The organism is Sphingobium sp. IP1, from assembly GCF_002708645.1.
Classification (GTDB): Bacteria; Pseudomonadota; Alphaproteobacteria; order Sphingomonadales; family Sphingomonadaceae; genus Sphingobium; species Sphingobium yanoikuyae.
In genome coordinates, this window is the sequence record NZ_NOIW01000011.1 from 51,532 (window position 1) to 73,956 (window position 22,425).

Annotated in this window: 26 protein-coding genes; 11 read left to right on the forward strand and 15 right to left on the reverse strand. The window is 61.3% G+C overall.

Going from position 1 to position 22,425, the window contains the following annotated elements; all coding sequences use genetic code 11:
* Positions 1-5 precede the first annotated feature (5 nt).
* Positions 6-3,284, forward strand: a complete 3,279-nt coding sequence (locus tag CG471_RS05755) for a conjugal transfer protein TraG N-terminal domain-containing protein (protein WP_069338491.1) — start codon at positions 6-8, stop codon at positions 3,282-3,284.
* Here the strand turns inward: CG471_RS05755 and CG471_RS30065 are convergent.
* Positions 3,265-3,525, reverse strand: coding sequence for a hypothetical protein (locus tag CG471_RS30065; protein WP_125988431.1), 261 nt, complete (start codon positions 3,523-3,525; stop codon positions 3,265-3,267). The genes CG471_RS05755 and CG471_RS30065 overlap by 20 nt on opposite strands.
* A 119-nt stretch (positions 3,526-3,644) precedes the next feature.
* Between CG471_RS30065 and CG471_RS05760 the strand changes: the two genes are divergently transcribed.
* The 5 genes from CG471_RS05760 (at position 3,645) to CG471_RS05780 (ending at position 5,935) form a co-directional block, all read left to right on the forward strand.
* Positions 3,645-4,007: a hypothetical protein gene (locus tag CG471_RS05760; protein ID WP_069338490.1), complete on the forward strand. Its 363-nt coding sequence runs from the start codon at positions 3,645-3,647 to the stop codon at positions 4,005-4,007.
* Positions 4,008-4,033: 26 nt separating this feature from the next.
* Positions 4,034-4,696, forward strand: a complete 663-nt coding sequence (locus CG471_RS05765; RefSeq protein ID WP_257211437.1) for an SOS response-associated peptidase family protein — start codon at positions 4,034-4,036, stop codon at positions 4,694-4,696.
* Positions 4,697-4,741: 45 nt separating this feature from the next.
* Entirely contained in the window at positions 4,742-5,026 is a 285-nt protein-coding gene (locus CG471_RS05770) for an HU family DNA-binding protein (protein ID WP_069338488.1), read from the forward strand.
* 3 nt (positions 5,027-5,029) lie between these two features.
* The gene (locus tag CG471_RS05775; RefSeq protein ID WP_069338487.1) at positions 5,030-5,251 is read left to right on the forward strand and encodes a hypothetical protein; all 222 of its coding nucleotides are present in this window, start codon (positions 5,030-5,032) and stop codon (positions 5,249-5,251) included.
* A 102-nt stretch (positions 5,252-5,353) separates the two neighbouring features.
* On the forward strand, positions 5,354-5,935 hold the full coding sequence (locus CG471_RS05780; protein ID WP_069338486.1) for an HdeD family acid-resistance protein: 582 nt from the start codon (positions 5,354-5,356) through the stop codon (positions 5,933-5,935).
* Positions 5,936-5,959: 24 nt separating this feature from the next.
* Here CG471_RS05780 and CG471_RS05785 read toward each other — a convergent pair whose 3' ends face one another.
* A complete protein-coding gene (locus CG471_RS05785) occupies positions 5,960-6,439 on the reverse strand; it encodes a hypothetical protein (protein WP_069338485.1) in 480 nt (159 codons plus the stop codon).
* Positions 6,440-6,524: 85 nt separating this feature from the next.
* On the opposite strand from CG471_RS05785, the gene CG471_RS05790 reads away from it, so the two are divergent.
* Both CG471_RS05790 and CG471_RS05795 read left to right on the forward strand, forming a co-directional pair.
* Positions 6,525-6,971, forward strand: coding sequence for a LexA family transcriptional regulator (locus tag CG471_RS05790; protein WP_069338484.1), 447 nt, complete (start codon positions 6,525-6,527; stop codon positions 6,969-6,971).
* Positions 6,972-6,978: 7 nt separating this feature from the next.
* Positions 6,979-8,238, forward strand: a complete 1,260-nt coding sequence (locus CG471_RS05795) for a Y-family DNA polymerase (protein WP_069338483.1) — start codon at positions 6,979-6,981, stop codon at positions 8,236-8,238.
* Here the strand turns inward: CG471_RS05795 and CG471_RS30070 are convergent.
* The 6 genes from CG471_RS30070 to CG471_RS05825 all read right to left on the reverse strand — a co-directional run bounded on the left by CG471_RS30070 (position 8,186) and on the right by CG471_RS05825 (position 13,235).
* Complete coding sequence (locus CG471_RS30070; RefSeq protein WP_139150106.1) at positions 8,186-8,629, reverse strand: STAS/SEC14 domain-containing protein; 444 nt, start codon at positions 8,627-8,629, stop codon at positions 8,186-8,188. The genes CG471_RS05795 and CG471_RS30070 overlap by 53 nt on opposite strands.
* A 163-nt stretch (positions 8,630-8,792) precedes the next feature.
* Positions 8,793-9,314, reverse strand: coding sequence for a hypothetical protein (locus tag CG471_RS05805; RefSeq protein ID WP_069338481.1), 522 nt, complete (start codon positions 9,312-9,314; stop codon positions 8,793-8,795).
* A complete protein-coding gene (locus tag CG471_RS05810; RefSeq protein ID WP_099231093.1) occupies positions 9,314-9,889 on the reverse strand; it encodes a hypothetical protein in 576 nt (191 codons plus the stop codon). Before CG471_RS05810 ends, CG471_RS05805 begins: the two co-directional genes overlap by 1 nt.
* 471 nt (positions 9,890-10,360) lie before the next feature.
* Entirely contained in the window at positions 10,361-10,777 is a 417-nt protein-coding gene (locus CG471_RS05815; RefSeq protein ID WP_099231095.1) for a DUF190 domain-containing protein, read from the reverse strand.
* Complete coding sequence (locus tag CG471_RS05820) at positions 10,777-12,171, reverse strand: voltage-gated chloride channel family protein (protein WP_099231097.1); 1,395 nt, start codon at positions 12,169-12,171, stop codon at positions 10,777-10,779. The genes CG471_RS05815 and CG471_RS05820 overlap by 1 nt, the downstream gene beginning before the upstream one ends.
* A 149-nt stretch (positions 12,172-12,320) precedes the next feature.
* Entirely contained in the window at positions 12,321-13,235 is a 915-nt protein-coding gene (locus CG471_RS05825) for a LysR substrate-binding domain-containing protein (protein ID WP_099231099.1), read from the reverse strand.
* A 153-nt stretch (positions 13,236-13,388) separates the two neighbouring features.
* Here CG471_RS05825 and nhaA point away from each other — a divergent pair, with 153 nt between their 5' ends.
* Positions 13,389-14,573 carry a Na+/H+ antiporter NhaA gene (gene nhaA / locus CG471_RS05830; protein WP_099231101.1) on the forward strand — a complete coding sequence of 395 codons (1,185 nt, stop codon included), beginning with the start codon at positions 13,389-13,391 and terminating at the stop codon, positions 14,571-14,573.
* Between the two features lie 60 nt (positions 14,574-14,633).
* A complete protein-coding gene (rodA, locus tag CG471_RS05835; protein ID WP_099231103.1) occupies positions 14,634-15,758 on the forward strand; it encodes a rod shape-determining protein RodA in 1,125 nt (374 codons plus the stop codon).
* A 165-nt stretch (positions 15,759-15,923) separates the two neighbouring features.
* Here rodA and CG471_RS05840 read toward each other — a convergent pair whose 3' ends face one another.
* From CG471_RS05840 to CG471_RS05865, 6 genes are all read right to left on the reverse strand, one after another.
* Positions 15,924-16,736 carry an endonuclease/exonuclease/phosphatase family protein gene (locus CG471_RS05840; protein ID WP_099231105.1) on the reverse strand — a complete coding sequence of 271 codons (813 nt, stop codon included), beginning with the start codon at positions 16,734-16,736 and terminating at the stop codon, positions 15,924-15,926.
* A gap of 3 nt (positions 16,737-16,739) precedes the next feature.
* Positions 16,740-17,330, reverse strand: coding sequence for a cation transporter (locus tag CG471_RS05845; RefSeq protein WP_099231107.1), 591 nt, complete (start codon positions 17,328-17,330; stop codon positions 16,740-16,742).
* 29 nt (positions 17,331-17,359) lie between these two features.
* Entirely contained in the window at positions 17,360-17,911 is a 552-nt protein-coding gene (locus CG471_RS05850; protein WP_099231109.1) for a Chromate resistance protein ChrB, read from the reverse strand.
* 40 nt (positions 17,912-17,951) lie between these two features.
* Positions 17,952-18,299, reverse strand: a complete 348-nt coding sequence (locus tag CG471_RS05855; protein WP_099231111.1) for a TSUP family transporter — start codon at positions 18,297-18,299, stop codon at positions 17,952-17,954.
* A gap of 2 nt (positions 18,300-18,301) precedes the next feature.
* Complete coding sequence (locus CG471_RS05860; protein WP_099231114.1) at positions 18,302-19,513, reverse strand: IS256 family transposase; 1,212 nt, start codon at positions 19,511-19,513, stop codon at positions 18,302-18,304.
* A 135-nt stretch (positions 19,514-19,648) separates the two neighbouring features.
* Complete coding sequence (locus CG471_RS05865; protein WP_099231116.1) at positions 19,649-20,122, reverse strand: sulfite exporter TauE/SafE family protein; 474 nt, start codon at positions 20,120-20,122, stop codon at positions 19,649-19,651.
* Between the two features lie 286 nt (positions 20,123-20,408).
* Here CG471_RS05865 and CG471_RS05870 point away from each other — a divergent pair, with 286 nt between their 5' ends.
* Positions 20,409-20,975 (forward strand): recombinase family protein, encoded by a 567-nt coding sequence (locus tag CG471_RS05870; RefSeq protein WP_075800911.1) that lies wholly within the window; start codon positions 20,409-20,411, stop codon positions 20,973-20,975.
* A 6-nt stretch (positions 20,976-20,981) separates the two neighbouring features.
* On the opposite strand, the gene CG471_RS05875 is transcribed toward CG471_RS05870, so the two are convergent.
* A complete protein-coding gene (locus tag CG471_RS05875; RefSeq protein ID WP_099231118.1) occupies positions 20,982-22,406 on the reverse strand; it encodes a transposase in 1,425 nt (474 codons plus the stop codon).
* Between the last annotated feature and the right edge of the window lie 19 nt (positions 22,407-22,425).

Consider the following 22,425-nt stretch of genomic DNA (forward strand, 5'->3'; position numbering starts at 1 on the left):
GCACGATGGGCGCGCTCGAAGTCTTCACGATCGGCGGCGGCGAATATATCGTCAACGTCTTCAACGCGGTCGCGGCGTGGACGGGGGGAGGGGGCTATCGCTCGCTCCTCCAGGTCGTGATGGTGATGGGGTTCATCTACTCGCTGTTCATCGTGGCCTTCTCGCTTGACTGGCGGGCCTGGTTCAACTGGTTCCTCCAGTCGACGCTCATCTACATGATGCTGATGGTGCCGACCGTGACCGTGAAGGTCACCGACCGCATCAATCCGACACTGGCGCCGGCGGTGGTCGACAATGTCCCGCTGGGCCTTGGCGTGATGGCATCTTTCACGAGCCAGGTCGGTGACTGGATGACGCGCACGGCCGAGACGGTGTTCGTCATGCCGAACGCGCTTTCGCTCTCGACCAACGGCATGATCTACGGTGCGCGACTGATGGACAAGGCGCGGACCTTCCAGATCACCGACAGCGTGTTCCGGGCGAACCTCGACGAGCATCTCAAGCAATGCACCTTCTATGACGTGCTGCTGGGCTTCAAGTCGATGGACGATCTCACCCGGTCGACCAATGTCTGGGAGGCGATCGGACCGGGCAGCCCAGCGCGCAGCCAGCGCTGGATCGCCTCGACGGGACCGGGCACCACCGAAAATACGATCATTCCCTGCAACGAGGCCTATTCGCGACTGGACGGGCAGTGGCAGGCAGCGTTCGACAAGGATCTGATCCCCTTTGCCAGGAGCGCCTATCCCGGTCTCTCCGATGCGGTGGCGGCGCAGAAGATCCGCGATGACCTTCCCATCGTTGCCGCGCAGATGCACGGCACGCCGAGCGACGCCTATACCTATCTGCGACAGGTCTCGATGATCGACGCGTTCCTGGCCGCGCGCGAAAGTTTCTCGGACGCAGGATGGGATGCCTATGCCGCCCAGCGTGCCGATGCGCAGGCGAAGAACACCTATACCTCGATCGCGACGCAGGCGATGACCTGGGTGCCGTTGCTCGGGATCGTGCTGACCGTCGTCTTCTACGCGATGTTCCCGGTCCTCTTCCCGCTGTTCCTGTTCCCGCGAACGGGCATCCAGACCCTCAAGGGCTATGGAACGGGATTCTTCTACCTTGCCTCCTGGGGGCCGCTCTACGTCATCCTGCACATGTTCGTGATGAGCCGTGCGGCGGCGCTCTATCATGGCGTCTCGCCGACAGGGCCGACGCTGCTGGTCAGCGACGGCATGGCGAACGTCAACGAGAGCATATCGACGCTTGCCGGTTTCCTCATGATGAGCGTGCCGTTCATCGCCGGAGGCATGGCGCGCGGCGCGATGGCGATCGCGGGACATGCGACCTCGATGTTGCAGCCGGCGCAGAGCGCGGCCGAACAGGCGGCGACCGAGCGCACGACGGGCAATTATTCCTACGGGAATACCTCGTTCCAGAACCTGACCTCGGGCATGACCCAGTCGAACAAGTGGGACACCCAGCCCAAATATAATGACGGGTTCGCGGTCGGGTCGTACACCAATGCCGATGGCGGGATCACCTACGGTTTTGCCGACGGCAGCAACGCGTTCGACACCCGGCAGGGCATCTCGAACCTCTCCTTCACGCCGACGCGGACTTCCGGCTTCGACAGCCAGATGAGCCGCGCCCTGTCGGAAGGGCAGTCGCACACGCAGTCGCTGCGCAACTCCGCGTCGCAGTCCTGGAACGCGACCGCCACCACCGCCACCGATCTGCTCTCGGCAGCCGAACATCGCCGGGGCAGCTCTACTGAAACGGGGTCTGGGTTCAACAACAGCGTTGCGAGGATGACGGATGTGTCGCGTAGCCTTTCGAGCGGCCTGACAAGCAAGTTCGGGTTAACCGAATCAGACAGTCAGCAGGTTGCCCGAGCAACACAAATGACTGGCGACGCAAATGCAGGTATCGAGGCGCTTGCAAGCGTATGGAAGAATAAGTTTGCTGATGTTGGCGTCAAAGGTGGACTTGGAGTTCGTTTAGCATCCATTGCGTCGGAGAATACGGGGCGTACAATCTCAGGTGACCAAGCTTATTCAGAGTTGAAAGATTACCTCACCAAAGAGACCAATTCGACACAGGCCCGTGCAGCGCGGGATGAGTTCATGCGAGAAACCAGCACGAGTGGCGATAGCGAGGTGCGCTCCCTTTCGCAGAAGCTTGGCGTCAGCGTTGGGGAATCGCGCTCGGCGTCGCTCGAGGCGACCCGAGCCGAAGAAACCTTCCAGCGTGTCAGCCAAGACGTGCGCGAATCTGAGCAACGAGGCTGGTCGCTCAACCGTAATGAGAGCCAGGAATTTGTCGTGTATGCGCAGGAGCGTTTGCTGAACGATCCGACCCTGTCGCAATTCAATTGGACGCCGGGCATGGTCATGCCGCGCACGCGTGAGCAGGAGCAGGTCCGCGATATTCTTCTTGGCGAGTTTATGGAGCGCAAGGTGGCTTCGGTCCGTGAAGAACTGGGCGTGACTATTCCAGGGCAGCTCGACAACTCGCTGCACGGTCCCGCCTCCACCACGGCGGGCGGGGTCCAGCAGTGGGGGGAACGCCGCGCCGCTGGCATTCGAGCGCAAGGTCCCGAAGTGTCGATCAGGGAGAGTTCGCGCGATACCGGTCTTGCCGGGGAGGTGGCCGATGCCATTCCCAATGCGTCGGTCCGGATCACCCATGGCGCTTTCGAGATCGGCAACGGCGTCGATGAAGCGAAGGGAACGGCCGCACAGATCGGGAAGCATGTTCAGGAACGCAACGATGCGTGGATCACCACGACATTACCCGGTGTCGAGAGTATTCGCGATACGGCCCGCGATAGGCTTGGCATCGGTCAAGGCACCAGCCACGTTTATGAATTGCCGCGCGGCGAGCGGGCTACACTGCCGATCTCCGGGCGATTGACGTCGAACATGGGGGGGAGGGTGGACCCGGTAACCGGACAGCCCGGACACCATCACCGGGGCGTCGATATCGCGCAACGCGCCGGAACCCCGATTCCTGCTCCGGCGTCAGGACGCGTGGTTAAGAACGACTTTCAGGCGAACGGCGCTGGCAATTACATCGTGCTCGAACATGGCGATGGCTCGCAAAGCAAATATTTCCACATGCAGGATCGCTCGCGCTTTCCTGTCGGAAGCACGATCGAACAGGGTGAGATATTGGGGCGTGTGGGAAGTTCAGGGAAATCGACCGGCCCCCATCTCCACTATGAATTGTGGAAGGACGGAGCGCCGGTCGATCCTCGGCGTTTCCAGCTCAGGAATGGCCGGGGATGACAAAAAATCCCAAGAACATAACAAACAAGATGAAATAGAAAAACATCTTGGAAGTATGCGGCTCGCTAGGCGCACCATCTCTACGAGAAGATGGATAAACTTCATCCATCAGCTCACGCCCGCGCGGCGTAGCCATATCATACATATTTTCGGGATTGATCGAATAGGACGAACTGGGGAATGGTGCGCCACCGATAGGATGCCGATCCCAGTCCATCTGGCCAGTATCATGGTTCAACATGGCTGCTCCTTTCCCGCCCGTCCGACCCGATGGTCGAATAACGCTTGCAAAGCGTATCACTTCGCGGTGGGATTGGCGAGCGACTTTCCGCATTTGTTCTCCGTGGCAGGAGAAGGCGCATGCAGGGTGAAGCTGGTCCTGAAGATGCCCGCACGATCGCGATGTACGAGCGACTGCTCGACAGGCATCTGAAATTCTACGACGCCCTTCGCCTGCGGGAGCGCCGGCCCAAGAGTGCGGCCCAGCGTCAGTTTCAGGAGGTGGCCTGGGGGAAGGCGGAGCCGGTTTCGGATCATGAGCGCGCCTATGTCTGGTATCTCAAGGCGCTAAAGATCGCACCGTTCAATCGTCCCGCGCCAGCGCCGCACATCGATGACGTGATGGCAGGCTATGATGTGGGGGCCAGGCCCGTCGCGGGTGAGGTCGGCACGAAATGGGATAATGCGTGGCGGGAATATCGGGGCGGTCGCGAGTTCTGGTAACGTCGATGGGCTGAAGGAGAGGAACGATCTGCAATCGCTATCGACTGAGCGCTCGGCAGACGGCCGTGATGCAGGCATGCGGATATGAGGCGTTCGAGGAAAACCCGGTCATCTCGATCCCTCTCGAAATCTTTCCCACCGGCAAGAAGACGCCCAGGCACGGGCTTGTCATCCGGCGATCGCCGGCAGGCAATCGGCCGCTCGAGCCGGTCGCGATGGAATGGGGCTTCCCGACCAAGGTTGCGAGCAAGCGCGATCCGGCGATCAAACTCGACAAATATGTGACCAACGCGCGCAACCTCGCGTCCTCGATGTGGAAGCCATCGATCTCCAATCCCGAGCGTCGCTGTCTGGTCCCGTTCACGCATTTTGCCGAACCGCATCCCGAAGGCGGGAAGGGGGACGATGGCAAACCGCGGCAGATGTGGTTTTCGTTGCCCGATCATCCGATCGCGTTCTTCGCCGGGATCTGGCGGCCGACCGAGCGGGGCGAGGCCTATGCCTTTTGCACCACAGCGCCCAATGCGATTGTCGCCCCCTGGCATCCCAAGGCAATGCCGGTCATCCTTCACCGCGCCGACCTGAGCCAGTGGCTCGATGGCTCGGCCGACGACGCGCTCGCCCTTGTTCGACCCTATGACGGGAAAATGCTCGAACAGGTTGCGACGCCGGACAATGGTGAGGCATAAACCAGGCCCAACCCGATACTTCAACCATAGGCACAGGATTACATCATGCCCGTTTCGACCTCGGATCTTGCCGAGCAACTCTCCAGCGTTCACGATCTTTCAAAGGCTGACGCCAAGAAAATTGTCGAGGCTGTCTTCGCGGATATTACCGATGCTGTCGCTAAGGGCGATGAAGTCAGCATCAACGGGTTCGGCAAGTTCAAAGTGAAGGATTCGCCCGAGCGTCAGGGCCGCAATCCCGCGACCGGCGAGGCGATCACGATCGCTGCATCGCGCAAGATTAGTTTCGCGCCTGCCAAGCAGGTCCGCGATCGTTTGAACGGCGGTTGAGCGATGACGCAGCCCCGGCATGGAAGTGACGAAAGCATTGCCGGGTCTGCGGACGACGCTGGCGCTGCCGCAACGCTCGACGCGGACAACGCGAATGCCGTGCGCACAATGGTCGCCAACCTTTCCGACGAAGACGTCGTGCGCATCTACGAGATGACTGGCGGCGCGGGGCTTGTTGCCGATCTGGCGGCAACGCAGATGGAGAAGCGCAACCTCGATTACTGAGCGCGGCTGCTCGGAAGTCGCTTCGACCTCGCGCCTCCAGGCCCGTTACGGGGAGAAACTCTTCGCCGATTTGGGAATTGTGCGGAAAAAGGGAGACGCATCATGGCAAGCAACACTGCATGGGATCAAAGGTCGGAAGCGCGTTCAGGGTCGGCCTGGGGCTGGATTCTGGCTTATGCCATTCTCGTGATTTTGATCGGATTTGTCGCGCTTGCCAATCCGATCGCCACCGGGTTGACGACGGGCGTTCTCCTGGGCGTGTTTCTGATCGGTTACGGTGTCCTCGCGATTGTCTCCGGTGTTTCGTCGTTGTCCGATCGGGGACGCTGGACCGAAGTGCTGCTGGGCGTCCTGGGTGTCGTGACGGGCGGAATTATCCTGTTCAATCCCTTTGCCGGCGCGATCTCCCTGGTCTGGGCGTTAGGTTTCTGGCTGCTTGTTTCGGGCATATTTCAGGTCGCGAGCGCCATCCGGGGCGCTTACGATCGCGGATGGCGTCTTGCGCTGGGCGTCCTCGATATTCTTCTGGGCGGATATCTGCTGTTCGCTGGTCCCGCGACCAGCCTCGTCATGCTCGCGACGATCGTCGGGATCAGCTTCATTTTCCGCGGCGTATTTCTCGCTTTTGTCGCGTTTGGTCTGCGCAAGCTGGCTCAACCCGGCAGAGCTAATATCCGCAACTAAGTCATTGATTTAACATAAGATATATTATCGTATCGATATCGAAATGATCTTGTGTTGCTGTTTTAGCTGGAGTTTGTGGCGGGCGGCAACCGGATCGTCATAGAGGTCGCGCAGCGCTCGGAAGCGAAAGGCATTCCACCATCGCTGCCAGCGGTGTTCCTCGGCGTCGTGGAGGATGTGGCACCGCTGGCAGAGCGCGGCGAGATTGGCGGGGCGGCAGTTGCCAGGGTCATGATCGAGGTGCGCGCAGGCGAGAACGACATAGGTCGTTCGCACCAGGTCGAGCGAGAAGCCGGTGGCAACCTTGACCTTCCTGCCGCGCCCGGAGCGCCAGGCGCGTGCTTCGACGTCCCACCAGCGGCCGTCACCCAGATGCGCGACACGCCGCTTGTGCGGTCGGCCGCACTGTTCGCAGCGTCCCCCTGCCCGCCCGAAACGGATATGATCCGAGATTTGCGGCCAGTCGATCGGGTAAAGCCAGCGGTTTTCGGGGCGGATCGGCATCGATGACTCTATGAGTCATCGCGCAAAAGAACAAAAGGGGAAAAATGCGTTCCCCTGATGTTCCTTTGCGGATTATCATGCGCGCATGTCGACCTGCGTGATTCCCCTCTCCCGTCCCGTTCCGATCGCCCACATACCCACTGACCTGTGCCTCAAGATCGTCAGCGCAGCAGGGGCCGGCTTCCCTTCACCCGCGCAGGATTGGGAGGAAACGGCGGTCAATCTGGTCGAGTTGCTGCGCCTCGATCGCGCCGCCAGTTTCGTGTTCCGGGTCAGCGGACATTCCATGCTCGACGCGGGCATCCATGACGACGATGTCGTCGTCGTCGACCGGGACGTGACCCCGTCCAACGGACGGATCGTCATCGCCGTGGTCGATGGCGGGTTCGTCATCAGGCAACTGGTATGGCGCGAAGGAAAGCCGACGCTGGAGGCACGCAACGCTCGCATGAGATACGAGCCAGTCGTCGCGGATGAAGCCGTCGAGATCTGGGGCGTCGTGCGCGCCACTGTCCGCAACCTGCAAGGCTAGACAGGCGATGTGGGGGATAGCGGACGTCCAGAATTTCTATTGCTCGTCGGAGCGGGTCTTCGATCCCTCGCTCCGGGGCAAGCCTCTCATCGTGCTGTCGAACGGCGACGGGTGTGCGATCGCCCGCTCGGAGGAAGCCAAGGCGCTGCACATCAAGATGGGCGCGCCGCTTTTCAAGATCCGGGACATCGTGCGCGAGCACGGTGTCCAGTGCCGATCGAGTTCATACGAGCTTTACGCGGACATGAACCGGAGGTTCAACCAGGTGCTCGCCGATCACAGCGACACCATCGAGATCTACAGCATAGACGAATCCTTCTTCCGCCTGCCGGTCCTGGCGAACGGACTGGGCGACGTCGAGAGCGCGCATCGCATCATCGCGGACGTGAAGCGGGCGACAGGCTTGCCGATCCGGATTGGCCTTGGACCGACGCGGACCCTGAGCAAGGTCGCCAATGCGCTGGCGAAGGCGTCAGAGAAGGTCTGGCGCGGGGTGGTCGACCTGCACGATGTCGAACTGCGCCAGCGCATGTTCGCACAATGGCCGGTCGAGGAAGTCTGGGGCATCGCGCGCGCGATGACACAACGCCTGCGACCGCTGGGCGTGCGCACCACGGCCGATCTTGCAGCGCTTCCGCCCGAGGTCGCGCGCGATGTGGGGACCGTCGTGCTCGAGCGCCTCGTGCGTGAGTTGAACGGGGTGGAATGCACCGATTTCGAGCCTGAGCCGCCGGCATCCAAGGCAACCGCTGTGACGCGGTGTTTCGGGGAGCCGGTGAGCGACGTGGACGCGCTGCGCGAAGCGATGGTTCGGCGCGCCGTTCGCGCGGCCGAGAAAATCCGCAATCAGGGTCTGGCTGCGACGAGGCTGATCGCGTTTGCGCATGGCAGCAGGTTCAAACCGAACGCGCCATCGGCATCGCGCGTCGGTCGATTGTCGCCGGCAACCAACGATCCCCGCGTCATCGCCGGCATGGCCGCGCGCATGGCCGAAGCGATGTTCGAGACGGGCCGGGTCTATACCAAGTGCGGGGTGATGCTGGAGGGATTGGAAAGGATGGCGGCGCATCAGGCCGACTTGTTTGCAAAGCCCGACCCGCGATCCCCTGCCCTTCTGTCCGCGATCGACGGGCTCAACGGTCGCTTCGGCCGCAATACCATGCGCCTTGCATCCGAGGGGTTCGGAACCAAGTCCTACGATACGAAGCGAGCGTTCAAAAGCCCGTCATGGACGACGCGGATCGATCAGGTGCCGATCGCGCGGTGATAATGTCAGCGCGCCCCGTTCCCGCATGTGCAGTGCCTGTTCGATCGGCGGAGAACAGCCAGGTCTTCGCGGCTTCGTCGTTGTCGAACAACTTGCCATTCTCACCGATCAGTCTCTTTGCCTGAAGGCGCTGAAGGGAAGAATCCGATCCGACCACCGCGATGCGTCTGGCCAGCTTGCCATAGAGCGGAATGAACTGCGCGATCTCCTCGGCGATCGTTCGATCCTGAACCGGAAATCCGTTCGCATTGACCAGGATATGGCCTTCGCCGGGCGTTGCTCCGTTGGCTATTGCACGCTGCAATACAAGCCGGGCCTCATCGTGGAACCGAGCTAGGACTTCCCGCGTCCAGAAACCCCGCAATTCGACGTACAGAAAGCGGCGTGCCATATCGTGATTCAGTCGAAACATAAGACATATCCCCTTTCTTCAAAAAGGCTGAGCGGTCGCAACGACCTCTCCACCCTTTGAATATGCTTTTTACAAGTAAACCGATCATTACGGCGCTGCGCGGCTGCGACGATCTGCGCGAATGCTCATGCCCGCCGGGCAGTCATTCCATGACGAGGACCGTGGCTCGTCTATCTGGCACCGGGGTCGGTCTCGTTGTCCCTGGCGCAGGCGGTCGCGCGGAACCAATGGCAACATGGTGCCAATTTTCAGACAGACTTTTCCAATCCAGCGCGGCCGCGATCGGACGATAGCTGGCGGGATGGACGCCATCGGCGGTCGGCACCGCGCTCAACTGGATGACGGTATCGCCAAAGCTGCGGGCAACTGCTGCAACGATGCGGGAAGCGCGTGCATGGTAGGGCGCCAGCCATGTCACGCGAAACGCCGTCGTGCGGCTGCGCAGTGTCGTGAGATTGCGGGCGAGCGCTGGGTTTTCAGGGTCGTTCGATCCGAGCGCAATCAGAGCGAGCGGTGCTGGCGATCGCGACCGGGGCATGCGGGCTATCTCGGCCGACGGCGCACCGACGCGGGCATGGACCTCGCAGCGGATACCCTGGGCCGCCAGCGCGGATGCGGTGCCGATCGCGGTGCTGTCACCCAGGATGAGGCAAAACAGTATCATCAGCGAACTTGCTGCCCGGGGAGGGTTTTGGACGGGGGCTTCTCCAGAATGTGCAGTCCCTCAGCTGGCAAAACGTGTACGCCGTGATTGGTATAAATCGCGATCCGGTCGGAAGTCTCTGCAATGGGATAGCCACGAACCCGAATATTGCCGGATTGATAGAAGGCGCAGCAGCCCTTCTGAACCTTCGCAATCGTCGCTTCGCGCTCGAACTTGGCGGCTTCGACCCCGGCCGGTCCTGAGCTGACGGCTACGACAACGACTATGCCCCCAGCGATAATGTAATTAGGAAGATTGACGACGCGGTTGGCGACGGCGTGCAGGATTTCCAGAATGAGCTCTGATGAGTTCGAACCTTTCCGTTTGCCGTAGACGAGTGCCCCAAGGGCAACAGCGATAACTGACCAAATGAGGAGCGACGACACCATCACCCGCCACAGCCAGTCGAAAAAGTGTGTGATAGTGAGATACAGTACGACGGTGTAACCCTGGCCCATGACCTCACCCGTCGACATTGTCGTCGCTCCGAACGTGAGCCCGAACGATCGCAGGTAGGTGTAGGCGCTTGCAATCATAGCGGGGCTTGCTCGCAAACAGCCCGATTTCCTGCTCACGCTTTCTGCCACTGGCAGGGACCGCGCTGCTCGAATTATCTGCCAATGTGCTCGCCATCATCCGGCGCTGCTTGCAAACGGGGCGTTGTGCTCACGCTCCCTGCCAACGGGTTCTCCAAACCCGTCGCCGGCAGACGGTTTTGCGAAGCGGGTTTCAAGAACAGTTCTGACAAGCGGCGGGCCGCAGAAATGCGTTGCGGTCATGGCCCGCCGCGAGGTCGTCAGAAAGGAAAGTTTTCGCGAACAGCGGGCGGCGCATAGAACGGGCACAGATATACGTTTACGACCGAACCGGTCGAACCGCGCTTGCCGCGATCGTCCCGTTTTGGATCGAATAATGGGACTGCCTCAGCCGTCAAATGACGTGTTGTGGGACAATTCTGCCGTTCCCAAGCGCATCTGTGGCCGACGGCCCTCGCCAAAACCCGACGCTCATCTAGCTCTTGACGCAAGTTCCTCGGGCGCTGCGTCCTCATGCCGCACTCCGCCTAGCCCGATGCTCCAATGTTCAAGATGCTTGTAGACGATGACTTTGCCGCCGAGCAGATCGCCATGAGCCTCGCAAAAGCGCTCCAGTTCGTGACGCTGGCCGATCAGCTCGACGCACATCGTCAGGTGCGGATTAGAGAATTCAGCACCGTCCTCCATCACTGGCCCATGGTTGCTGAAACCGTAATGGGTATGATGGGCGACGGCATTCATGATGCCGTCGCGCTTCGCCTGCACGACCAACTGCCGGTAGAGCGGCTTTCGGGTCCAGAAGCTGCGCGAGCCGTCGGTCGCCTTGTCCGATGGCTTCATGTAGATGCGGATCATGCCGATCTCGCTGGGCGTGACCTTGTGAGACATCAGTGTTCCTTCTTGTTGGAAGAGCTATTCTCCCCGCGTGTTCGCCGCGAGGCACGCGCTTCGCGCAGGGTAGCGCCATGGGAATGGTCGCGTGTAAGCCGCTTAGGAACGGCGATACGCTGCGACAGGTAGATGCCGTTATGACCCGAGCAGATGTAGGCGACGAAACAGGCCACCGCGATCGGAACGGCGTGGGTTGCACCGAACAGCTCGATACCCATGATGGTACAAGCAAGCGGCGTATTAGCCGCGCCGGCGAACACGGCGACGAAACCAAGGCCGGCGAACAGATCGAGCGGCGCGCCGAGCAGCCAGCCCAGCGCGTTGCCGAGTGCGGCTCCGATGAAGAACAGCGGCGTCACTTCCCCGCCCTTGAAGCCTGCGCTGAGGGTCACGACCGTAAAGACCATCTTGAGCGCCCAGCTCCACCGATCGGCAGGACCGGTGAAGAAGCCAGCTATGGTCGGATCTCCGGGGATGGCAGACCAGACGCCAAGCCCGAGATAGGCGCGTGTGCCAAAAATCCAGACCAGCGCGATGACCAATATGCCGCCAAAGGCCGCCCGCAGAGGGCCATAGGGAATGCGCGTCTTCAGGAATCCACCGAGCGCGTGATTGGCTTCGGCAAAGACCAGCCCCGCCAGGCCGAACGCCACCCCTGCTATGGCCGCCTTGGCAAGAATGAGTGGTTCGACAACCAGCGCACCCCCACCGCTGGTCAGGCTACTGATATGGTAGGGCGTGTGATGGATGCCCCAGGCATGGCACGTCCAGTCGCCCACCAGCGCGGCAAGCAGACATGGCAAGATCCCGCGATACTCGATGCGGCCTACAGCCAGCACTTCGAGCGCGAACACAGCGCCCGCAAGCGGCGTGCCGAAAACAGCCCCGAAGCCGGCAGCGACCCCCGCCATCAAAACAATGCGAATGCTGGGAGCGTCGAGTTTGAACAGTCGGGCGGCAGCGCTTGCAAGGCTGCCGCCGAGCTGCACCGCTGTGCCTTCGCGGCCTGCCGATCCACCGAACAGATGTGTTGCGATGGTGCCGATGAAGACCAAAGGGGCCATTCTCAGGGGAATCCCGCCCCCCGGCTCATGGATTTGCTCGACGATCAGATTGTTGCCCGCTTCAACCGACTTGCCGGTGCGATGGTAGAGCAGGGCGATTGCCGCGCCACCTGCCGGCAAAAGATAGAGCAGCCAGGGATGGTCGAAACGGGCCTGTGTTGCCGCATCCAGGCTCCACAGGAATGCGGCGCACAACGTGCCGATCAGCGCGGCCATGGGGACGAGGATCAGTGTCCAGCGCATGACCGACATCGCATGATCGTGTCGATCGCGAAAGAAGGCTGTTAGATTGAGTATATTGTACAGGTTGCGAAAAGTTGCGCGCACGATTCCTCCTTGCTGCCTTGCGGCGCCAAGTAGGAATCATCGTCCCTTGTCAGGGCGGTTCGACCCGAAGGTCCGGCAGAAATCCATTACCGTCGTTCGCCCTATGATAGGCGAAGCGAAAAAGATCAAGGGATGCCGCGCGTTTGGGGTTATGCCTCCTTCTGCGCCCACGGTAGCAAGGTTTCTGTTATCACGGCAGCGAGGCGGTGATAGGCGTCGCTGCGCGGCGAAGAACTGCGCCATGCCATCGTGACCTGACGCACAGGCGCGCGCCGCGACAACGGCCGTGCGACAATCAGCTTCTCCCTCAGGACATCCGAGCGGACATAGAGCGCTGGCAGCAGCGACAGTCCCATTCCGGTGGTCACCATGAGGCGCAGAGTGTCGAGCGTCGTCCCGGCGTAATCCTGCGCCTGCACCGCGCCGAAATCATTGCAAAGCGCCGCGATCTCATCATGGAGCCGACGTCCACGCTCCATAACCAATATCGTCTCACCGGCGATGGCGTCGGGATCTATCACCGCTTGCTGGGCGAGCCGGTGATCGGTCGGCATGACCAATTGGAGCGGTTCGCGGATCAGGGGAACGCTGATAAAATCCGGATGATCGATCGTTTCGGGCAAAAGCAGCAGGTCATGGGTGCCATCGGACAGCTTCGATGGGAGATTTTCCAGACGATCCTCGCGAACGAAAATTCGCAAGGTCGGGTAACGGGCGCGAAGCGATGGCATCGCCACGGACAAGACATAGGCGCCGACGGTTTGGACCACGCCCATTTGCAGCGTGCCTTGAAGGCCACCCTGTTCGTCGCGCCGGGCAACTTCCTTTATGTCATCGACATCCGCCAGCACGCGTCTTGCCCGATGGGCGATCTCGATCCCCGCTGGGGTCAGGAGCACCCGTGCCCGCGTCCGCTCCACGAGGCGCGCATTGAGCCTCCCTTCCAGCTCTTTCAGCTGAAGGCTGAGCGTCGGTTGTGTGACGTGGCATGCATGAGCAGCACGGCTGAAATTGAGCGTGTCGGCGACTGCGACCAGGTAACGGAGCTGCTGTAACGTCGGCATGTCTACGCCTTATAGCTTGTAGCTATAAGCGGCAACGAAACTTCCAATTTCCCTCGCAACCAGTGTTGTGAATATCAGCGGCTTCGGCAGTTTGTGTCGCTCGCGTTAGCGGGTGTTTTTGGGCGGCCAGCAACCCTCAACCAAGGCCGACCCATGACGGACCATCACCGCATCCATCCAAGTGCCCTGCGCCGATTTCTGGATGCGCAATCTTCTGCTGGCCTCGTCCTGATGGGCGCGGCAGCGGCAGCGCTCATCATTGCCAACTCTCCGCTTGGGCCGGGATATGAAGCACTGCTTCATGTCTACATCGGGCCATTGTCGCTGGGACACTGGATCAACGATGCGCTGATGGCGGTCTTTTTCCTGCTTGTCGGCCTGGAGATCAAACGCGAGATGCTCGATGGCCAGCTTTCGAGTTGGTCGAGGCGTGTTCTGCCAGGGATCGCAGCAGCCGGAGGCATGATCGCTCCGGCCCTTGTGTATGTTGCTTTCAATCAAAGCGCGTCGATGCGTGGCTGGGCTATTCCGGCAGCCACCGACATCGCCTTCGCACTTGGCGTTATCTCGTTGCTTGGCAGCCGTGTGCCGGCCTCGCTCCGCATATTCCTGACGGCCCTGGCGATTATCGATGATCTGGGCGCCGTGGTTATCATTGCCTTTTTCTACACGGCTGACCTGTCGGTCATCGACCTTGCCGCAGCGGGAGGTGTGGTCGCCGCGCTGATCGCCCTCAATCGGTTCAAGGTGCGCCGTCTCAGCCCCTACCTGCTACTGGGTATATTGCTATGGGTGCTGGTCTACCGATCCGGCATTCATGCAACGCTGGCTGGTGTCGTCCTGGCTTTGACTATCCCGATGGACCGGACCCCTGCGCGTCCAGACAGCGAAACGAAAAGTCCGCTGCACCGGCTTGAGCATTTCCTGCATTTGCCGGTTGGCTTCCTGATCGTGCCGATCTTCGGTCTCGCCAATGCGGGCGTCCCGGTCTTGAGCCTACCCGCCGAAGCACTTGCTGCGCCGGTCACGCTGGGCGTGGCGCTCGGCTTGCTGATCGGCAAGGTGATCGGCGTCTTCGGACTGTCCATGCTCGCGATCCGGTTGGGGTTCGCGGACCTGCCCGCCCATGCAAGCCGGCTACAGATGCTCGGCGTCGCCTTCCTGTGCGGCATCGGCTTCACGATGAGCTTGTTCATCACGCTTTTGGCATTTCCCGGCGAAGCCCTGCTCCAGTCGGAAGCCAAGATCGGCATCCTGGCAGGGTCGTTCCTGTCCGGGATCATCGGTTACGCCATCCTACGATGGGCGCAGCCGGAGCGAGCGAAGCCGGCAGCCTGACCCACCCCTGAGAGGCGCGGCACCGCCGCCCTACAGGATAATATCTGGAGCATTACCACATTGTCGCTCGTCCCCGCAGCCATCCGCATCCTTCCCTGGGGGATGCTGGCAACACTGACCGCGATCGTGCTGTTCGGTCTTGCTACCCTCTATTCCGCAGCCGGCGGCTCGGTTTCGCCTTGGGCGTCCAACCAGGGCCTTCGCTTTGTGCTGCTGTCCGGGTTGATGTTCGCTCTTTCGCGGATCCCCGTGGCTCGGTGGATGGACATTGCCTATCCGCTATACGGCATCACGCTCGTTCTGCTGCTGATCGTCGAACTGTTCGGCAAAATCGGTATGGGTGCGCAACGCTGGATCGACCTTGGTTTCATACGGTTGCAGCCGTCCGAGTTCATGAAGATCGCCGTCGTGCTCAGCCTCGCCAAGTTTTTCCACCGGCTGCCGGCGATCTATGTCAGCACGCCATCGGTGCTTGTTGCGCCGATCGCCCTTTTCGCCGTCCCCGCTGCGTTGGTCATGCTACAGCCCGATCTTGGCACCGCCATGATGATTTCCATGGCGAGCGTGCTCGTGATCTTCCTCGCCGGTGTCGGAATACGCTGGTTCGTGACAGCGGGTGCCGCTCTTCTCGCCGCACTCCCCGTCGCATGGAGCATGCTGCACGATTATCAGAAGAACCGGGTGCTGGTGTTCATGGATCCGGAAGGCGATCCATTGGGCACAGGCTATCACATCACCCAATCGAAAATCGCGATCGGATCAGGCGGACTCTTCGGCAAGGGCTTCCTTGATGGCACTCAAAGTCACCTGGCCTATCTGCCCGAAGCCCATACCGATTTCATCTTCGCGACAATGGCGGAAGAGTGGGGCGTCATTGGCGGTCTCTTCGTTGTGTTCACCTATGGCTATCTCATTCGCTGGGGCTGGCGCCTGGGCGTTGCCGGTGACACGATCTTCACCCGCCTGACGGCTTGCGGCCTAGCCTTCACCATCTTCCTCTACGTGTCCATCAACCTTGCTATGGTGATGGGACTGGCACCCGTGGTCGGCATTCCGCTGCCGCTCATGTCTTACGGAGGCTCAGCCATGATGACCGTGCTGATCCTGCTCGGCATCTTGATGGCCATCCACCGTGAGAAAAGTTCCGCGTCGGTTCGGCGCGGCGCCGGATCTTTCGCCGCGTAATCATGTCGAGGACATTGAATTGAAGATGCAATTTGACAGCGGGTACATCTGGAGCATCATCGCATCGGCAGCGCTTACCGTTGCATCCCTTTTTGCCGTGGGCGCTTTTGAGTAACAGAAGCGCCCGTACCCTCACAGATTACCAAGCAATTAGAGAGCGGGACATTAAGGGCGAGAGCTTGCCGTCCCAAAATCGAAATCAGCATAGATTGCATAATGGTCGGATGCAGCACCGGCATTGCCCGCATCGGCTGTCGTAAAGCCAGACGTTCGCTGAGCCAAAGCGTCGGATGCGAGGAGATAGTCCGAGCGGAAGGTGGGAAACTCAGTGTCGGGAAACGCCGAGCCGGGCACTGTGCGGCGCCGATCCCCAAGCTGCGCGCCGAGATCGACGAAGCCGGCCTGAAGCAGTGAGGCAATCAACCGCCGGTCCATACGACCGTTGGCATCGACATAGCGAGCCCGGAAATGCGGAGCGAGGCTATCTAGGTCGTCAGGCTCGGGATCGCCGGGTGCGAGGCTGTTGAAGTCGCCTCCGACGATTGCAAACCCTTGCGGTGCAGCGTGTCCGTAAAGATAGCTGACCTCGCGGAGACGGACAGGCGTCCCATTCGGACAGAGGTGTACGCTGACCGCCGTAAGCGGAGACGGCAGACCCGGAACGCCAAGAGTGGCGATAGCGGCGGCGTGGTGGAAATGTGCGCTGTCTGCCTCGAACGAAAGGATTTCGATGCCTTCGCGCACCATGATCCCGACATTCTGTCCGGTGTGGGGCGACGGGGCGAGCAGCGCACGAAGGCCAAGCATCCGTTCCAGCTCATAGAGCCGCCTTGCGCCCTGATCGAGAAACCCTTTGAGTTCCTGGATCAGCAGGATGTCGGGATCGGAATCGCGAACAATCTCGGCCTGGATGCGCGCACGGCGATCGTCCGCCCCGTCATAGCCCCCAAACAGTGTATTGTAGGTCATGATCCGCATGGCTCAGGCCTCCGCTTCACGATGCTCGCTGCGCGCGGCCGACCAGACCTCGCGCGCCGCATCGAGGTTCATCCATGCGATGCCGATCCCGACGATGATGTCGGGCCAGATTGAGGGGGCCGCAACCGTCACGAGGCCGGCGCCAATGATCCCGATATTGGCGAGTGCGTCGTTCCGCGCCGAGAGAAAGGCAGCGCGCGTCAGGCTTCCCGAGTGATCGCGGAATCGCGCGAGCACGAAGGCACAGCACAAGTTGACGATAAGCGCCCCAGACCCTGTGATGGTGAGAGCTATTGGTTCCGGTGGAACGGGTGCCGCGAATTTCTGCCAGAGCGTCCAGAGAAAGGCGAGCGCGGGGGCCAGCAGCACCGCCGAAAGGACCATGCCAACCTTCGCCCGCTTTCGTGCCGTCCAGCCCAGGGCAGCGAAAATCAGGAAATTGACAGCGGCATCTTCAAAGAAGTCGGCGCTGTCCGCGAGCAGCGATACCGATCCGATCGAGCGGGCGACGATGAACTCGACGCCGAAATAGGCGAAGTTGGCAAGCGCAACGATAGCCACGGCGCCGCGCAGTCGCGCGTCCGTTTCAGTCATGATATTTTCCTTTCGTGCGAGCGGCGCTGTCAGGGCGCGTCGCGGTTTTCTTCCTGTGCCTCGAAGACCTGCCGGGAGTATTGATCGAGCAGGGCTTCGCAGCCGGAGAGGCGTTCCGCCGCCTCGCCGCTGAGATTGCCTTTGTAGAAATCGAGCTTCGCGATCTTGGCGAGCCATGACCGCAGTTTCTTCAAGTCTTCGTCATTCTCTTCGAGTTCGGCATAAGTGAAATGCTTGTCTGCCGTTTCCTTGGCGATTTCCGCCTCGAAGTCCGCGCATTTGCCGAGGAACTCTCGATATTCCTCGTCGCGATCGGCTCGGAAACGGGCGATAACCTTTTCCTCTTGCCCTTTGTCGAGCCCTACGGTTTCGAGAAGCACGGCTTCGCCACCGAGCGCGGCGATCTCATTTTCGAGCATCTTGAGACGACGCATATGATCGTCATTGCGCGGCAGCAGACAGACGCCGTTCTGGAGATAGACTGCGCCCATCGCCTTGATCTTGCGCCACACCCCTATACGGCCCTTGGCCGGCTCGGCGGGCACTTTGTACGTGAGCAGAATCCATGACGGCTTATCCATGCGGACATGAATAATGTTACCGTCGTTACATGTCAATCGTTCAGGTCAATATAAGCTTGGCTCCGGCGATCAGTAGCAGGCCAGCCAGCAGGGCGCGCATCGCACTTGCCGGCAGCAAGCGCACACCGATCGCACTTCCTAGCAGGCCGCCGATGCCGGCTGCTGCCAGCCAAAGTGGCAGGGCGGGAGGCAGGCGGCCGATCGTCGCGACGCTGCCGGCCAGCGCAGCTGCACTGTTGAGGAGATTATAGGCTGCGGTGACGCCAGCGGCCCTGCGTGGCTCCACCCATCCGAAATGCAGGATGATCGGCGCAAGGAAGATGCCTCCGCCCGATCCGGTCACGTCCGTCAATGTGGTGTAATTTCGGTGCTGGCCATCGGGCTGCATTTTCAGGCGGCCTTGGGTGTAATCTGTAGCGGCTGAACCTCCTCGGTTATGGGTGTGGCAAGGGCGGCCATGCCCTCGATCTGCATGTAGCGGTGCTGGAGCTGGTATTCATCGTTCTGCTCGAGCAGGACGGCACCGACGAGGCGGATGATGCTGTCCTCGTTCGGGAAGATGCCGACAACATCGGCGCGGCGCTTCACTTCCTTGTTCAGGCGTTCCAGCGGGTTGGTGCTGTGAAGCTTGACCCGGTGCTGCTCGGGGAAGGTCATGTAGGCGAGCACGTCGTGCTCGGCATCGTCCATGCAGGCGCCGAGCTTGGGCCATCTGGCGCGCAATTGATCGGCGACCTGACGCCAGACCTGAGTTGCGGCCGCATGATCGGGCTGGAGGAAGACTTGGCGGATCGCAGCAGCAACAACCGTGTTTTGGCCCTTGGGCACGTAGGCGAGCGCGTTCCTCATGAAGTGGACGCGGCAGCGCTGCCAGGTGGCGCTGAGCACGCGGGTGATCGCTGCCTTGAGGCCCTCGTGGGCATCGGAGATGACCAGCTTCACGCCGGTCAGGCCGCGGCGGGAGAGGTCCTTGAGGAAGCTCGACCAGAAGGGCTCGGCTTCGGAAGGGCCGATGTGCAGGCCGACGATCTCGCGCTTGCCCTCAGTGTTGACGGCGACGGCGATTATCGCGGCGACACTGACGATCCGTCCCCCCTCGCGCACCTTGAGGTAGGTGGCATCTAGCCAGAGGTAGGGCCAGTCACCGGCGAGCGGGCGCTTGAGGAAGGCATGGACGCGCTCGTCGATGTCTTTGCACAGCTTTGACACGGAGGACTTGGATATCCCGGTCATGCCCATCGCCTGCACCAGCTCATCGACGCGCCGGGTGCTGACCCCGGCAATCCACGCCTCCTGGATTACTGCGACCAGCGCCTTCTCAACAGTCTTGCGCGGCTCCAGGAAGCCGGGGAAGTAGGCGCCGGTCCGCAGCTTGGGGATCTTGAGGTTGAGCGTGCCGAGCCGGGTATCGAGACTGCGGTCGCGGTAGCCATTGCGCCAGGTCGTGCGTTCGCCCGATCGTTCATGGCGGCCAGCGCCGACCAGGCCGTCGACATCGGCCTCCATAATGATCTGCAATACGCTCTCGGCGATCGTACGCAGGAAATCTCCATCTCCGGTCTTCGCCATCAGTTCGGCAAGCGGTAGTCTGTCGTCGGTCATCGGGATCAACTCCTCGGTGGGCGTGTGAAGTGTGGTAACTCCACCTTACCGATGAGCCCGGTGGCCACCGAGTTCGAAATCGCATGGGGTTGGGCATGCCCAACCCCATGCGATCACCTCAATCTACACCGGAAATTACACCACGAGCGCGGACGCTAACCCCGATCCCGTCAGTCCGGACACGAAACCGACGATGGCACCGGCGAAGAGGGCTGGCAGAAACGGTGGATGATGCGGCAGACCCGCTTCAGGGACGTGCCTGATAGAGCGCAACGCCATCTGCGCTGCCGCAAGGCAAAGCAGGCATCCGACGACCGGGCCATAGACGGTCCCCGGCAGATGCAGTGCGCCCCCAAGCAGAGAGAAGGGGATACCGAGCACGCCGAAGGGATAGAAGCTGCGCCAATCGAGCAATCCCGCGCGCCGGAACTGCCATGTCTCGATCGCGGCGACCAGAATATTGAGAGCGAGTGCCGAGACCTTCATTTCGGCCGAAGCGAGGCCGACAAGCCCGAACAGGGCAAGATAGCCAGTGGCGCCGGCTTGGCCCACGGCCGCATAAAACAGGGCAGTGATGGCAATCGCACCAGGAAGCAGGAAATCGCTCATGCAGCGCATTCTATTCCAGATCGTGCGCCGCTGGAAATTCAAGATGGCAAAGATGATGCCATTCGTGAGTTAGGGCGCGAATGGCCAGTTCTAGAATATGCGGTCGCTCACAGGTGCGACGGGAATGTCTTTAGCTGGTCGGCACCTGACGTGCCGAATGGGAACCTCCAACGGGACGACCGGCACCGACATAAATATCCGCTGTATCCCTGCCGAGGCTTTCCCAAAATATGTTCCCGAAATATGAGTCTCGAAATTCGCTGTTTGAGATGGGATAACGGGACTCATGCTGGTTGGTTATGCGCGTGTCTCGACCGCCGATCAGGACCTGACGTTACAAACCGATGCGCTGACCAAGGCCGGGTGCGAGAAGCTGTTCACCGACAAGGTGAGTGGCGCGAAGTTGAAACGTCCCGGTCTGACCGAAGCTCTCAATTTCGTGCGGGCTGGCGATACGCTCGTGATATGGAAGCTCGATCGCCTGGGCCGTTCGATTGGGGGCCTAATCGAACTGGCGGCCGACTTGTCCGCTCGCAAAATTGATTTCCGGTCCCTGACGGACGGGTTCGACACGGCCACCCCATCCGGCCGGCTGCTGTTCCATATCCTCGCCTCCGTCGCGGAAATGGAGCGCGAACTTATAAAGGAGCGGACGATTGCCGGTTTGGCAGCGGCGCGCGCAAAGGGCGGTACGGGCGGAGGCCGCAAGTCGGTCATGACGCCCGACATGCTCGACACCGCCCGCAAGCTGCTCAAGGCCGGCGACAAACCCGCGAAGGTCGCGAAGCTGCTACAGGTCGGCCGTTCCACCTTCTATCGCCACTTCCCTGCGGCCGAGCGCGAACCCGGCTAACCAGCGTCAGAAGATTGTCGCGTAGTAGGATTGCTCGAACCGGCCCCGACTGATCCGGGCCATGTGGTCGATCCGTTCCGGCACCGGGGGCCGGCGGCGGGTCCGTGCCGGTCGTGCGTCAGAACGGGCCAACAGCACGAGATTGGCAATGGCAGCACCCAACAGAAACTCTTCCTCGGCACCGCGCAGACCGCGAAGGTGCAGGCGGGTCAGCCCTCGCTTGCCTTTGGCATCGGCGAACACCCGCTCGACGCCCCGACGCAACCGCATCGACCGCTTGAATAGCGGCGTCTGCATCTCGCCGCGCACCAGCTCGCGCACGCCCTCATGTTCGCTGTGCGTGACCGACCTATTGCTGCCCGCGGTGCATTTCCGTTTGAGGTGACAGGTGCGGCAATCGGTAGGACTAGCGCTGTATCGGAGAAAGCCAGCCCGACGATCGGCACCGCGAAAGGAAAGTATCTTCCCAGCGGGGCAGACATAGCGGTCCTGCTCCCGTTCATAGCGGAAGGCTTCGCGGGGGAATTTGCCCTTGGTCTGTTCGGATCGTTCCAGCACCGGGATATGCGGGATGGTGCCGCGATCAGTGACGAACGCCAGGAACGCGGCGCTGCCATAGGCGGTGTCGGCCGCGACACGCTTTGGTCGGTAGCCGAACCGATTGTCAGCCCGTGCCAGCATGGTCCGCCCCGCATCGACTTCCGCCGCGAAGCGGGCGGGACTGGCCTCCACGTCGATCGCCACCCCTCCCGGCGTGTCGATCAGGACATTGAAGGCATAGCCAAACCGGCCCCGTGCTGTGCGCGCAGACCACGCCGACGCCGGATCGGTGCGCGACACCTCGGCGGGCTTGCCACGCGGTACGCCATGTTCCTGCGGTGGAGCATTGGCCTGATCCGCCAGCCATTCACAAACCGGGCGGGGAAGCCGGGGCGCGTCCATGTCGGCGTCCCGCATCTTGCGCTGCCAGCTTGCATCAGCGGCGACGAACGATGCGTCGATTGCGGCATCCTTGTGGGCGATCAGCCCCGCGCCGGCGCAACGCCGAACAGTTTGCTCGAACAGGATGCGGAAGATGCCGGCATCGCGAAAGCGACCATGCCGGTTCTTGCTGAACGTCGAGTGGTGCGGCACCGGCGCGTCGAGCGGCAATCGGCAGAACCAGCGATAAGCGAGGTTAAAGCGGACTTCCTCGCACAGACGGCGTTCCGAAGTGATGCCATAGAGGCGAGCGATCAGCGCCATGCGGACCAACAGTTCGGGCGCGATCGAGGGACGCCCACGGCGACTGTAGTGCGGGGCGAGCGCATCGCGCAGTTCACCCAGGTCGATCAGCCCGTCTATCCTGTGTAGGATGTGATCGGCGGGGATCATCGCTCCCAGCACCCGCCAACTTGCGCCCTTGCCGCCTCGCTGTTGCTCACCCATCATGGCCGCTGCTCCCGATGTG

Excerpts from the sequence above, each read along its gene's own strand:
- nhaA (WP_099231101.1), top strand. The coding sequence starts at position 13,389 with ATGACGGACCATCACCGCATCCATCCAAGTGCCCTGCGCCGATTTCTG.
- CG471_RS05815 (WP_099231095.1), bottom strand. The coding sequence starts at position 10,777 with ATGTCTCACAAGGTCACGCCCAGCGAGATCGGCATGATCCGCATCTAC.
- CG471_RS05840 (WP_099231105.1), bottom strand. The coding sequence starts at position 16,736 with ATGCGGATCATGACCTACAATACACTGTTTGGGGGCTATGACGGGGCG.
- CG471_RS05760 (WP_069338490.1), top strand. The coding sequence starts at position 3,645 with ATGCAGGGTGAAGCTGGTCCTGAAGATGCCCGCACGATCGCGATGTAC.
- CG471_RS05810 (WP_099231093.1), bottom strand. The coding sequence starts at position 9,889 with ATGATTGCAAGCGCCTACACCTACCTGCGATCGTTCGGGCTCACGTTC.
- CG471_RS05860 (WP_099231114.1), bottom strand. The coding sequence starts at position 19,513 with ATGACCGACGACAGACTACCGCTTGCCGAACTGATGGCGAAGACCGGA.
- CG471_RS05770 (WP_069338488.1), top strand. The coding sequence starts at position 4,742 with ATGCCCGTTTCGACCTCGGATCTTGCCGAGCAACTCTCCAGCGTTCAC.
- CG471_RS05850 (WP_099231109.1), bottom strand. The coding sequence starts at position 17,911 with ATGGATAAGCCGTCATGGATTCTGCTCACGTACAAAGTGCCCGCCGAG.
- CG471_RS30070 (WP_139150106.1), bottom strand. The coding sequence starts at position 8,629 with ATGGCACGCCGCTTTCTGTACGTCGAATTGCGGGGTTTCTGGACGCGG.
- CG471_RS05825 (WP_099231099.1), bottom strand. The coding sequence starts at position 13,235 with ATGCCGACGTTACAGCAGCTCCGTTACCTGGTCGCAGTCGCCGACACG.
- CG471_RS05805 (WP_069338481.1), bottom strand. The coding sequence starts at position 9,314 with ATGATACTGTTTTGCCTCATCCTGGGTGACAGCACCGCGATCGGCACC.
- CG471_RS05865 (WP_099231116.1), bottom strand. The coding sequence starts at position 20,122 with ATGAGCGATTTCCTGCTTCCTGGTGCGATTGCCATCACTGCCCTGTTT.
- CG471_RS05755 (WP_069338491.1), top strand. The coding sequence starts at position 6 with ATGGGCGCGCTCGAAGTCTTCACGATCGGCGGCGGCGAATATATCGTC.
- CG471_RS30065 (WP_125988431.1), bottom strand. The coding sequence starts at position 3,525 with ATGTTGAACCATGATACTGGCCAGATGGACTGGGATCGGCATCCTATC.
- CG471_RS05775 (WP_069338487.1), top strand. The coding sequence starts at position 5,030 with ATGACGCAGCCCCGGCATGGAAGTGACGAAAGCATTGCCGGGTCTGCG.
- CG471_RS05845 (WP_099231107.1), bottom strand. The coding sequence starts at position 17,330 with ATGACTGAAACGGACGCGCGACTGCGCGGCGCCGTGGCTATCGTTGCG.
- CG471_RS05790 (WP_069338484.1), top strand. The coding sequence starts at position 6,525 with ATGTCGACCTGCGTGATTCCCCTCTCCCGTCCCGTTCCGATCGCCCAC.
- CG471_RS05870 (WP_075800911.1), top strand. The coding sequence starts at position 20,409 with ATGCTGGTTGGTTATGCGCGTGTCTCGACCGCCGATCAGGACCTGACG.
- CG471_RS05875 (WP_099231118.1), bottom strand. The coding sequence starts at position 22,406 with ATGATGGGTGAGCAACAGCGAGGCGGCAAGGGCGCAAGTTGGCGGGTG.
- CG471_RS05785 (WP_069338485.1), bottom strand. The coding sequence starts at position 6,439 with ATGCCGATCCGCCCCGAAAACCGCTGGCTTTACCCGATCGACTGGCCG.
- CG471_RS05795 (WP_069338483.1), top strand. The coding sequence starts at position 6,979 with ATGTGGGGGATAGCGGACGTCCAGAATTTCTATTGCTCGTCGGAGCGG.
- CG471_RS05780 (WP_069338486.1), top strand. The coding sequence starts at position 5,354 with ATGGCAAGCAACACTGCATGGGATCAAAGGTCGGAAGCGCGTTCAGGG.
- CG471_RS05855 (WP_099231111.1), bottom strand. The coding sequence starts at position 18,299 with ATGCAGCCCGATGGCCAGCACCGAAATTACACCACATTGACGGACGTG.